The organism is Acidovorax sp. PRC11, from assembly GCF_031844105.1.
Taxonomy (GTDB): Bacteria; Pseudomonadota; Gammaproteobacteria; order Burkholderiales; family Burkholderiaceae_C; genus Paracidovorax.
The window spans coordinates 52,425-63,388 of the sequence record NZ_JAUZUQ010000024.1 but is presented as its reverse complement, the minus strand read 5'-3'; the positions used below and the strand labels follow the sequence as shown (position 1 = coordinate 63,388).

The following is a 10,964-nucleotide window of genomic DNA, read 5'->3' as shown; positions in this document are numbered from 1 at the left end:
CGCGCGCACCCAGCGTTCCTGCGCATCGATCGCGGCGTCCATGGCCGCTAGGTACTCGGGCGTCCAGGGGCCGGCGTCCTTCGCCATGTCGCGCGACAGCTTCGCCTGCTCAAGATTCATTTCGGCGATCGCCGTCTTGGACTTCCCGAACGACTCGTTCGCCGCCTCCTGCGCTTCGGCCTGCTTGCGCGTGGCGTCCGCGCCCTTGTAGATCGAGTCGAGGAATTTGCGATAGGCGGCCTCCGCCTGCTCCTGGCTCTTGATCGAGCGTTCTTCCTCCACACGCTGCGCCTGCACGGTCGCGAGGCGCTGGGCTTCTGCCAGCGCCAGCTGCTTCGCCGAGCGCGTGCGCGCGTCCAGCTTGCCGGTCAGCTCCTCCTGCAGCTTGGCCACCAGGCGCTCGCCCTCGGTCAGCTTGCTCGCCTCGGCGCCGCGGTCGCGCAGGCGGGCGATGTACGCCTCTTCCTCCTTGATCTTGGCGCGGATGGTGGCGACCTCGGACTGGCCGGCCGCGGCGGATTTCTCCTTGTACTTTTCGTTGATGTCGGAGATGCGCTCGCGCAGGTCGGCCTCGGTGATAAGGCCCGCGGCCACCAGCGCGCGGCCCTCCACCTCGGCCTTGTTGACCTCGGCCTGGCGCTTCGCCGCCTTCGATTGGAAGGCGTCCCCTTGCTTCTCCCACTCGTAGTACGCCTGCCGATTCGCGACGCGTTCGGCCTCCGCGGCAGCGCCCCGCTTCATCATCCGCTCTTGCTCGCCGAGCAACGCAATCTGCTGACGCAGTTGCTCGTTGCCCTTTTCCCAGTTGCCTCGCACCTGCTCGTTCAGCGGGCCGCGCTGCATACGAGAATCGAGCTCCGCGCGTGCACGTTCCAACTGGTCAGCGTTGGTGGTGGGACGGCCCAGATTCAGGATCGCATCCCACCCGCCCTTTGCGGCGTCCTTGATCGCCAGCCATGCACGCTCGATCGATCCCAAATTCCGCTCGATCTCGGCGGAGCGGCCGGTAAGCGCTGTCGCGTATGCCTCCTGAGCCACGCGCGCGGCGTCCGTCGTGCGGCCCTGGTCCTCCAGGCTCTTGATCTGGCGGTAGGTGCTCTCCGTCAGGAAGTTCATCCCGTCGTTGAGCTTGAGCACGCCGGCCAACGGCTCGTTGCGCAGGTCGGCGAACTGGTCGGCGGTCTTGCTCACGGCCTGGCCGGTGGCGCGCTCGTACTGCACCGCTGCGAGCCCGGCGTCGCGCAGCACGTCGCCCACCACCTTGCCCGTGCCCGCAAGGGCGGTCAGGGATTCGGCGGCCTTGCCCTGGGTGCCCACCACGCCGCTGATGTCCTGGGCGTAAGCCTTGAGTTGGCCGGAGGTTGTGCCGGCGGCATTGCCCGTCAGTATGAGCGCATTGCTGTAGCCCTGCGCCTCCTTGCTGCCCTCGTGGTATGCGAGCGCGAGCACGCCCGCGGCCGCAGCGGCAACGTTGAGCGGGTTCACCAGGCCCAGCACGTAGCCGCCCAGCGCGCGCGCAGCGTTTCCAGCGCCGCCGAACATGTCCTTCAGCTGGCCGCCCTGCTGCAGGAAGACGGTGAGCGGCGCCTGCCCGCCCTGCAACGACACGATGATGTCGGTGAACTGCGCCGGCACGCCGCGCAGCGCCGCAGCCGTCTGCGCCGCGGACACGCCCATCTTGCCCAGCGACCCGGACGCGACGCGTTGCGCTTCCTCGGCCTGGCGCAGCTGCTCGATGTAGGGCTTGAGCACGTCTGCGTTCGCGCCGCGCTGCTTGGCCAAGGCCTCGAAGTACGACGCGCTGCCCTTTTCGCCGGCCTGCATCGCAGCCGTGGCGCGCTCTATGCTGCTCACGATGGACTTGGTGGCGCCGTCCATCTTCTGGGCCGCGGCGGGCGCACCGTCTCCGATGGCTTGGATGCCTTTGGCTGCCTGCTGGCCGGACTGCTGCACGTCCTGCGCCATCTCGCGCACGTCGCGCTTGATCTCGGCCACGCCCTGCTTCACCCCCGAGGCATCCACCCCGAAGCTGAGCTGTGCTTTCCGTTCTTCGTTGGCCATGGCGCGTCCAGAAATGCGAAGGCCCTGCGGGGATCCGCAGGGCCAGGTGTTGATGGCCCCGCAGGGCCGATGTCAGGAACCGCGGGACGTTCGCTCGCGCTTCTCCCGCTCTTCGTTCATCTGCTCGAGCGCGGCCAGTTCCATCACGCGCACGTCGGCGTCGAGCTGGTCGCGATCGTCGTCCGGCAGGCGCATGCGATCCAGACGCAGCAGCAGCACGTTGTGGTCGAGACCGGTGGGTCCGCCCATGGCGACGCGCCACTGGGTGGCCAGGTCGCGGAACAGGAAGAACGCGTCGGCGTTCTCAGGCCACACCCACACCTCCTCGTGCCCGTAGTCGTCGGGCGTGAGACCCCAGAACGCCAGCTCCTCGGCCGTCGGCGGGCTCGTGTAGAGCGCCGTGGCCAGCGCCTTCAGTTTCCCAGGCGGCCTTCGGTGATGGCGACCCGGTAGGCGTCGATGATCGCCTCGCTCGCGGCGGGCAGCTCGTCGGAGAGCTGCTGCAGGGATTCGGCGTTCAGGGGCACATCGAGATTCCAGCCGTCCAGGATCCGGAGGAAGTAGTCGGCGTTGGTGCCCACCAGCTTTTCGAAGTGGTCGCGCATGCTCCACGCCTTCGCGGGCGCGCCTTCTTCCACGGGGGCGGCCTCGCTGGTGGCCTGGGCGCCCAGCTTCTCGGCGTCGGCCCGGATGCCGTCCACCAGCGCGCCGAATTCCTTGCGCGTCCGGTAACGGAACGTGCATTCGATGGTGCCCTTGGTGCCGTCGAGCATGGGGATGGTCACGGTCTTCTTGAAGGTCTCGGGGCGCTTGCCCAGAACGATTTTTGCCATGGTGTTGTGCTATCGGAGAGGTGAAAAAGACCCTCGCCGCATACGGTCGGCGGGGCATGAAAAAGGGCCCCGAAGGGCCCCGTGGCAGACGCGGAAAGGTCAGGTGGCGGTGTAGCGCACCGGGCGGCCCTGCAGCGAAATGGTGGCGCGCACCTGCATGACCTGGCCCTTGGTCAGGGTGGGCGTCTCGTTGAACGACACGTAGCCGTTGTAGAGGATCACCGAGCCGTTGGGCAGCGTGATCTTGATGGCGCGGATCGCACGGGCCTCGCCAGCGGCCTTGAGCGCCTGGTAGCCGGGCAGCGTGGGGTCGTCGCCGATGCCGATCTGGATGGACTGCGCGGCCGTCACCGTGGGCAGCTGGCGCTCGTAGTCCTCTTCCAGGAACGAGAAGTTCGCGAACTGCTGGTCGCCGCCGTTGGTGGTGAATTCCAGGATCTGCGGGATCTGCGTCCAGGCCAGGATCTCGCGCATCGAGCCGCCCGAGGAGCCCGCAGGGAAGCGGTTCACGTCGGTGGTATCGGTGCCGAGCAGCGACAGAGCGTTGGTGGCCACGTCGCCAGCCTTGAAGATGCGCTCGCTGATCTTCTGCCAGCCGGACTTCAGCTCCAGGAACGCGCCGTTTGCCAGGCCGTGGGCCGCGCTGGTGGCGATGCCGGGCGCCGCGTTGGAAATCGCGCTGATCGCCTTGGCGGTGCCGTAGGCGGTTGCGATGGCGACGGTCGCACCGTCGGGGAGAGAGACAGCCATGTTGGGCCTTTCAATGCAAAAAGCCCGCGGTGCGGGCGTTGGAGATGTGCCCTCGCGGGCGGATGGCCAGAGGCCGGAAATCAGGTGCGCGCGCCCCAGACGCTGAAGGTCTGCAGCGCGCCGATCAGCTCGTCGCCGTCGTCGTAGGCCGACGTGGGCTCGGCCCGCGGCGAGGCCTGCAGCGCAGTGGAGGCGCACAGCGTGTCCTCAATACCGCGCAGGAGGTCCAGTGCCGCCTTCGGCGTGGTGGTCCAGGCTGTGATCTGGATGTCAGCGTGGCGCGTCGGCGGCGCCGAGTTGTCCAAGAAGCGGATCGGCTCCCCACCAACGTGCTGCCACACCACGTAGGGCGTGGGCGTGTCGTAGGGCGCGGTCATCGGGAACACGCGCGGGCACTGCGTGCGCAGGGCCGCGACCAGGTCTTCTTCCAGGCTCATGCTCCCCCCTTCTGCGCGACGCGGCGCCGCATCTCCGCCTCAGCGGCCTTGTAGGCCGCGTCCATGGCCGACGCCGCGCCGCGCACGAACGCTTTGCCGGGCACGATCCGCGGCGCAGGCAGCGTCAGGTAGTAGGCGTCCTTCTGCTCGCGCGTGGCGCGCCGGCCGGGCCGCGGCTTGCCGTCCATGCCTGGGCGCACCACCGGGCCCATGCCGTCCGGGCGGTACACGTACCGCTGCAGGTAGCCATACTCGACAAGGTGTCCGTGGGGCGCCTTGCGGTGGTTCCACGAGATGTCGTAGGCGGCCTTGCCGTCGCCGGACTTGCTGGCGCTATACGCCTGGTAGATCGAGCCCGCCAGCTTTCCTGTCCGGCGCCCCAGGCCCGCGACGTTGCGCTGGACCTGCTCGTAGAGCACCTGGGCACCCGCCTGCGCGGCGGGCCGGACGGCGGCCTCGGCTTCGTCACCCAGTTCGTCCAGGTAGCTCTCCAGCCCGGCGGTATCGGCATCGATCGTGAAGCTCATCGGCCGACCTCGCAGACCAGGTCAACATGCTCGCGGCCCGCCTCATCGGGCAGCACCGCCTGCACGTCGTACACCGTGCCGCCGTAAAGCACGCGCATGCCGGCGGTCAGGTCGGTGCGCCAGCGCACGCGGATGGACGCCTTGACGGTGGACGCCTGCGCGTCCGCCTTGATGACGCCCAGACCGGACAGCGTCTTGATGCGGGCCCACGCCTTGCCGACCTCCACCCAGTTCTCGGCGCCCGGCACCGGAGAGCCCCAGGTGTCGGTCGCCTCGCCGCGGCGCTGGATGGTGATGCGGCGGTTCAGGTCTCCTGCTCGCATGGTCAGAACCCCGGAAAGATGCGGTGCGGGCGGAGGAGCGCGCGCGGACCGAATGGCATCTCCGCCGCGGCTGCGCCCACCACCACCTGCTCGCGGTTTGCGTAGAGGTGCCCGAGCGTCATCAGGATGGCGGCCTCAACTGCCTTGTTCGACACCATCGGGTGGTCACCCGCGGTGCCGGCCGTCACGGCGGCGGCCAGCGCCTCGGCGCTCGCGAACACTTGGCGGTTGAGATAGTCCAGCACCGATTGCTCGGCCGCGCCAAGGTAGAGCGCAATGAGCGTGTCCTCGTCGCCTGCCTCGGCTCGCAGATGAGCGAGCGCCTGATCCTGAGACACAAGCGGCATGCTCAATCCTTCGGCAGCAGCGCGAGCAGGTCGGCCTTCTTGGCCTTCGGATCGAAATCGATGCCCTTGGCCGTCAGAGTTGTGCGGATCTCCTCCACGGTCAGCTTTCCGTCTCCGGTTGCGTCGTCCGTGTCGCCGGCGAAGTGGCGAGCGGTGGCGTGCAGCTCGGGCGGCACGTCGTCGCCGACTTCGTACGTCACCGGGTGGAACTCGCCGCTGGGCACGCCCTGGAATTGCTTGGTCGCTTTCATGGTGTTCTCCTGTGGGCGGGCCGGAGCCCGCCCGGGCTATCAGGCTGCGGCGACCTTGAGCGCCTTGATCACGTCAGGGTTCAGCAGGCCGCCGCCCACACGCTTCGTCGTGTAGAACTGCACGAACGGCTTGTTCGTGTAGGGATCGCGCAGGACGCGTACACCGGTGCGGTCGATGATCTGGTAGCCGCGCTTGAAGTCGCCGAACAGTGCGGGGATCGAGTTGGCGGCGATGTTGGGCATGCCGGCCACCGTGGTGACGGGGTAGCCCGCGATCGTTGCCGGCTGGCCCGCCACGTAGCTGGGCTGCCAGAGGTAGTTGCCCTGGCCGTCCTTCAGCTTGCGGATCGTGCCCTGGCTCGTGCGGTTGATCACGAACCGCGCATTGCCCGTGTACTCCTCGGGCAGCGCGTAGATCAGATCGATCAGCGCATCCGCGGTCACCGCGCCCACGGCGCCGGAGCCCACCGTCTTGATGTCGCCCCAGGGGTGCGCCGCCGCGTTCGCGCCGCCGGTGACGTACGTGAGCAGACCGTTCGGGCGGTCGTTCGCGCCGGAGCCCGTGAGGAATGCGATGCCTTCCTGGTAGGCGAACTCGGTTTCCACCTCGCCGGCCAGCCACGCCTCGAGATCGACCTCGGCGTCGTCCAGCAGTTGCTGCGTGGCCGCCGGATTGGCGTACAGCTCGCCCGGCTTGTAAGTCATCGGGCTGAACGTCGGCGTGTTCGTCTGCGGCCGCGGCGAGGTCTCACCGACCCATCCGGACGTGGTGCCCAGGTTGTTGAACAGCTTCGTGTAGCCCGCGGTGGAAATGCTCTGCACGTTCGCGATCGAGCGGATCGGAGACACCTCCACCAGGCGGCTGGTGATGGAGCGGTCCCATTCGACCGGCGCCAGGTAGCCGCCCTCGGTGGCAGAGCCCTTGTTCAGGGCCGCCTGAACATCGCCCTTCGTGAAGTGCGCGCGGAACGCAGCGCTGTACTCCTTGTCCACCGGGCCGGTGTTCGGCGTGCCCTGCTGGCTGGCGGCCAGCTTGGTGTGTGCGTCTTCGATCTCCTTCTGGTGGCGGTCGATGTCGGCATTGATCTTGTCGATCTTGGCCTGGTAATCGGCGGTGCCATGGCTCTGCTTCAGGGCTTTGAGCTCCTGCGTGTGCGTTGCCTTGAAGGCTTCGAAAGCCTTGCCCAGATCTTCGATGGTCTTGTTTACGTCAGTCATTTTCAGCCTTTCATGGCGAGGAGGAGGTTCTGCAGCGCGCCAGGCGCCACGGTGGGTGCTGCCGAATCACTCAGGCGGCCAGGGCTGCCAGCCGAGTCGCTCAGGCTGGACTTGAAGTCGGACAGGAGACGCTGGGCCTCGCTGCGCGGCATGCCGCTGGAGCGCAGCGCCGCTTCAATGCGACGAACAGAATGGGCTTGGGTGCCGCCCCCGTCGTCCTTGATATCTTTCTCGCCGAGCAGGCCATCGGCCCAGCCTTCTGCGACTGCAGCCGAGCCGCCGATCCAGCTCTCCCGGTCCATCAGCGACTCGATGCGCTTCAGGTCGATGCCCGTGCGAGACTGGTACACGTCGGCCATCGCGGCATCGAAGGGCGCCATGTCCTCCGCCAGTACGGCGAAGTCGTGGCGGTTGCCGGCGGCCAAGCACCAGCAGTTGTGGATCATCAGGAACGAAGGCCGGCCGATGCGGATTTCGTCGCCTGCCATGGCGATGATGGACGCCGCCGAAGCCGCGAGGCCCAACACGTTGATCGTGACTTTTCCCTTGTGCTCGCGCAGCAGGTTGTAGATGGCCGTTCCCTCGAACATGTCACCACCTGGGCTGTTGAGGTTCACGGTGACGTCCCGCTCTCCAATAGCGCGCAGCGCCCCGGCAATGCGGTTGGAGGTCACGCCCTCGCCGGTCCACCAATCCTCCCCGATCACGTCGAGGATGCTGATGGTGTTGTCCGGCGAATCGCCCGCGGCGGCTTGGATCGTGGGCGACCACCGAGCGAGCGCGTTGGGCGACACATAGGACTGGATTCGCCCGCGCCCGGACGCCTGCAGTTCAGGGAGCTTTTTCAGGGTCATTGGGTGCTTTCTTCCCCGAGGGATCGCCCAGGGTGTCGAACTTGGCGTTCTTGTCGGCCGGGTAGTCGGCCAGATCGCGGATCTCGTTGGCGGTGTGCCAGGGCTGGTGGCCGCCGGCGCCGAGCGCCTTGGCGAAATAGTCGGCCTGGTCTTTCAAGGTGCCGCGCAGCAGTGCCCGCTCGTTGAACTTGAACTGCATGCGCCCCAGATCGCTGTCCGCCAGGAGCGATCGGGCGAGCGCTTCTTCCCACGCCCGGAACCAGGGCGCGAGGGTGAACTGCACGAAGAAGATGCCCAACTGCTCGATCCCCGAGCCCCAGCTCGTGTCATCCATCATGAGCAGCGGTCGCGGCACGCCGTATAGCCGGGCCACCTCCTCGATCTGGTGGTTGCGGTTCTCGACGTGCTGGGCGTCGCGCCCGGTGGAGGACCACTTCGAAGCCTTGGCCCCCTCCTCCAGCAGCATCCATTTGCCCGCGTTGTCCGCGCCTGCGTGGTCGTTGTCGAGGGATGCGCGCATGCGCTCGTAGGCCTTGTCGGACAGCGCATCAGCGACCTCGATCGCTCCGCCCGCCATCACGCCCTTCTCGAACACCCGGGCTGCGGCGCGCTGGGCACCCTGAGCGAGCGCGAAGACTTCCTCCGAAAGCTTGCGCCGAGATAGCCCCGTGACGCCATCCAGCGACAGGTCGCGCAGGTGCAGGACCTCTTCCTGGTCCAGCGTGATCTGCCCGCCGTTCTCCGTCTGGCAGCGGTACTGCATGCGGTAGTTGGCGCCGAGCTTCGCATCCACCTTCCCTTTCTCGAAAGGGATCAGGTGGATCGGCCGCCCCGCGGCACGGATGATCCGTGCGTAGGCGTTGCCTTCCGTCACCAGAAGCAACTGCATCTGGCTCTTGAACTCCATCGGCGTTTGCCAGGGGTTCGGCTTCAGTCGCAGTAGCTTCTGGCCCGGATGGTCCGCGGCCACCCGCTTCTCGCTGCCGGCGATCAGGAGATTCACCGGAAGCATGCCCAGGCCATTGGCCAGGAGGGACAGGCTGCGCAGCGCTGCGGTATTGCGCAGCATGCGGTTAGCCTCGCCCTGCTGGCCGCTACGAATGAACTCGAGCAAGGCGGGATCGTCCAGGCCCGTGAAGGTAATGGTGCTCGTCGCCTCCGCGCGCGGGCGCGACTGCGCCTCCGCCGAGGCGCCCCGGCGGAGAAAGTCAAAAAAGCCCATGCTGGTCCTTACAGGTAGCGGAAGCCCCGCTCCTCGTACACGGAGCGGCCTTTCGCCTTCGGGTTGAGCGCCATCAGGTAGACGGCATCGAAAACTGCCATGAGCGGGTCGATCTTCGCGAGCCCGCTGGCCTGCTTGGTGATCGAGATGGCGTTGCCCACCTGCACCACCTTCGCATTGCCTACGCACCACGCCATGAGCGCGCTGCCGGCGTGCACCATCCGTTGCGCGGCCAGGTGCCTTTCCGCCGTCTTGATTGCCCCTTGCAGCTGCCAGCCTTGCGGGATGCCAACCACGTCATCGGCTTTCACTGGGCCGGGCTCTTCCTTCGTGCCCACCAACGCGTCGTAGATGCCGCCCAGGCCGGCGCGGTCCACGCCCACCTTGTCCAGCAGGCCGGCGTCCGCGACCTGGCTGACGATGCGCACCACGTCGGCGATGTCCTCGCCCACTCGCTGCACCAGCACCAGGTCGCCAGCCGCGGCGAAGTCGCGGTATCTGGCCTCCTCGGACTTCCGGCGCTCCAGCGCGATCGGGTGCAGCCACGCCCGAGCCCAGACCAGCCACCGGCCCGTGTCGATCTCGCGGCCGACCACAGCCAGCCCGAGCATGTCGTCCAGGCCGCCGCCGTCGATGCCTACCGTTACTACCTCCGAGCGCTGCAGCAGCTCTTCGAGCGAGAACACCGGCACGGCCGCTGCCAGCCAGAAGTCGGCGCCCAGCCAGCGGTCGCTGCGCAGATTCAGCCCGATCTCGATGTTCAGGTGCTTCGCGAGGAACTGCTGGAATGCTCCGTCGGTGCGGGCCCGGAACAGCCGCAGCTGGTCTTCCAGCCACTCCGCCGAGACCGAGTGCCCGATGTTCGGGTTCGTGATGTAGAAGTTTTCGCGCTGCAGGTATGCCTGCGAGTCGATCATGTGCTGCGGGAATTCGAACAGCACGCCCAACGTCTTCCGGTCCGTGACGATGCCGTCGCGCACGCTGCGCCAGTAGTTCAGCTTCTCCTTGAACACGCCGGCTGGCGGCTCGTCGCTCTGCGTCGTGAGGTAGATCACCCACCCCTCGTCGCGCGACACCTGGCCGCCCAGGGCTTCCAGGAACATCGCTTCGGCGTTCGCGCGCTTGCCGAACAACCACAGCTCGTCCACCAGCACCTTGCCCGACTTCTTCCCCGAGACCGTGTCGGTGTCGGCGGCCACCACCTTCAGGCTGTTGCCGTTCACGCGGTGCGTGATCGTGCGGACGTGGCCCTGGACATGGAACAGTGCGGACAACTCCTCGTCGGCCCGGATCATGCCGGCCGCTGGCTTGAAGCTGTTGTCTGCCACCTCCTTCGTGGGGGCCAGGATCAGGTGCTCCTCGTCCTCCCGCCAACACAGGATCAGCGCCGTGAGCATGATGCCCGCGGCGATGGTCGATTTCGTGTTCTTCTTGCTGATCAGCAGCCCGAACTCGCGGATCTTCTGCTGCCCGGTCTCGGCGTCGTAGGCGCCGAAAATGGCGGCCACGAAGTCGAACACCCACTCCTCCGAGCATTCCCCGAAGGTGGGCTTGCCCGGCAGGTCGACCACCCGCAGCTCCTTGAAGATGGCGAGCGCGCGGTCCGCCTCTTCGCGGTAGATGGGCGGCGGAATGATCGACCGCCGCTCCACCAGCCGCGCCTCCCAGTCCTCGCAGGCGGTCGTCCATTCCATTCGCTACACCCTCTTCCCGCCAGCGGCGGCCAGCTTCGGCGGCGGCGCGCCCGCGGTGAAGCGGCTGGCCACCTTCTTGGCGGCGTCCTGCTTCTCTTCCTTCTTGCCCGCCTCGCCCTTCTTGGCGTGCACGTAGGGCGCGGCGAGCTGGGCCGCCTGCATGCGCGTGCGGTCATCCTGACGCTTGTCGCGCATGACCTGCAGGAGGAAGTCCAGCGGCGTGAGCGCGCTCAGGTCTTCCTCGGCCGGCGGCTCGGGCGGTCGCTCCTGCCCGAAAGGCCAGTTCGGATCGGTCTTGTACCCGTCCGCATCGAGCGGCGGCGCCTCGGCCTTCTTGGCGGGCGGCCGCTTCTTGCTCGGTGCCGCCGGCTTCGGCGCGTCAGCGGGTGCGGATTTCTTCGGGCGGCCCGCACCAGGCCGCGCACCACCTCTGGGCATGGCAGCCTC

Annotated in this window: 14 protein-coding genes; all 14 read right to left on the bottom strand. The window is 67.5% G+C overall.

What is annotated here, in order from left to right:
• Positions 1–2,061 (bottom strand): phage tail length tape measure family protein (locus Q9R47_RS21005; protein ID WP_311235060.1); only part of this gene is annotated, 2,061 nt, incomplete at its 3' end.
• A gap of 72 nt (positions 2,062–2,133) precedes the next feature.
• Positions 2,134–2,427 carry a DUF1799 domain-containing protein gene (locus Q9R47_RS21000; RefSeq protein ID WP_311235063.1) on the bottom strand — a complete coding sequence of 98 codons (294 nt, stop codon included), beginning with the start codon at positions 2,425–2,427 and terminating at the stop codon, positions 2,134–2,136.
• 47 nt (positions 2,428–2,474) lie between these two features.
• The gene (locus Q9R47_RS20995; protein WP_311235059.1) at positions 2,475–2,894 is read right to left on the bottom strand and encodes a phage tail assembly chaperone; all 420 of its coding nucleotides are present in this window, start codon (positions 2,892–2,894) and stop codon (positions 2,475–2,477) included.
• Between the two features lie 99 nt (positions 2,895–2,993).
• A complete protein-coding gene (locus Q9R47_RS20990) occupies positions 2,994–3,644 on the bottom strand; it encodes a phage tail protein (RefSeq protein WP_311235058.1) in 651 nt (216 codons plus the stop codon).
• Positions 3,645–3,724: 80 nt separating this feature from the next.
• Entirely contained in the window at positions 3,725–4,081 is a 357-nt protein-coding gene (locus Q9R47_RS20985) for a DUF3168 domain-containing protein (protein ID WP_311235057.1), read from the bottom strand.
• The gene (locus Q9R47_RS20980) at positions 4,078–4,608 is read right to left on the bottom strand and encodes an HK97 gp10 family phage protein (protein WP_311235056.1); all 531 of its coding nucleotides are present in this window, start codon (positions 4,606–4,608) and stop codon (positions 4,078–4,080) included. Before Q9R47_RS20980 ends, Q9R47_RS20985 begins: the two co-directional genes overlap by 4 nt.
• Positions 4,605–4,931 (bottom strand): phage head closure protein, encoded by a 327-nt coding sequence (locus Q9R47_RS20975; protein WP_311235055.1) that lies wholly within the window; start codon positions 4,929–4,931, stop codon positions 4,605–4,607. The genes Q9R47_RS20980 and Q9R47_RS20975 overlap by 4 nt, the downstream gene beginning before the upstream one ends.
• Before the next feature lie 2 nt (positions 4,932–4,933).
• Positions 4,934–5,278: a head-tail connector protein gene (locus Q9R47_RS20970; protein ID WP_311235054.1), complete on the bottom strand. Its 345-nt coding sequence runs from the start codon at positions 5,276–5,278 to the stop codon at positions 4,934–4,936.
• A gap of 2 nt (positions 5,279–5,280) precedes the next feature.
• Positions 5,281–5,529: a HeH/LEM domain-containing protein gene (locus tag Q9R47_RS20965; protein ID WP_311235053.1), complete on the bottom strand. Its 249-nt coding sequence runs from the start codon at positions 5,527–5,529 to the stop codon at positions 5,281–5,283.
• A gap of 39 nt (positions 5,530–5,568) precedes the next feature.
• Positions 5,569–6,747, bottom strand: a complete 1,179-nt coding sequence (locus Q9R47_RS20960; protein ID WP_311235052.1) for a phage major capsid protein — start codon at positions 6,745–6,747, stop codon at positions 5,569–5,571.
• A 2-nt stretch (positions 6,748–6,749) separates the two neighbouring features.
• On the bottom strand, positions 6,750–7,601 hold the full coding sequence (locus tag Q9R47_RS20955; RefSeq protein ID WP_311235051.1) for a head maturation protease, ClpP-related: 852 nt from the start codon (positions 7,599–7,601) through the stop codon (positions 6,750–6,752).
• Positions 7,579–8,823 (bottom strand): phage portal protein, encoded by a 1,245-nt coding sequence (locus Q9R47_RS20950; protein ID WP_311235050.1) that lies wholly within the window; start codon positions 8,821–8,823, stop codon positions 7,579–7,581. Before Q9R47_RS20950 ends, Q9R47_RS20955 begins: the two co-directional genes overlap by 23 nt.
• An 8-nt stretch (positions 8,824–8,831) precedes the next feature.
• Entirely contained in the window at positions 8,832–10,517 is a 1,686-nt protein-coding gene (locus tag Q9R47_RS20945) for a terminase large subunit (protein ID WP_311235049.1), read from the bottom strand.
• A gap of 3 nt (positions 10,518–10,520) precedes the next feature.
• The gene (locus tag Q9R47_RS20940) at positions 10,521–10,955 is read right to left on the bottom strand and encodes a hypothetical protein (protein ID WP_311235048.1); all 435 of its coding nucleotides are present in this window, start codon (positions 10,953–10,955) and stop codon (positions 10,521–10,523) included.
• Positions 10,956–10,964 lie beyond the last annotated feature (9 nt).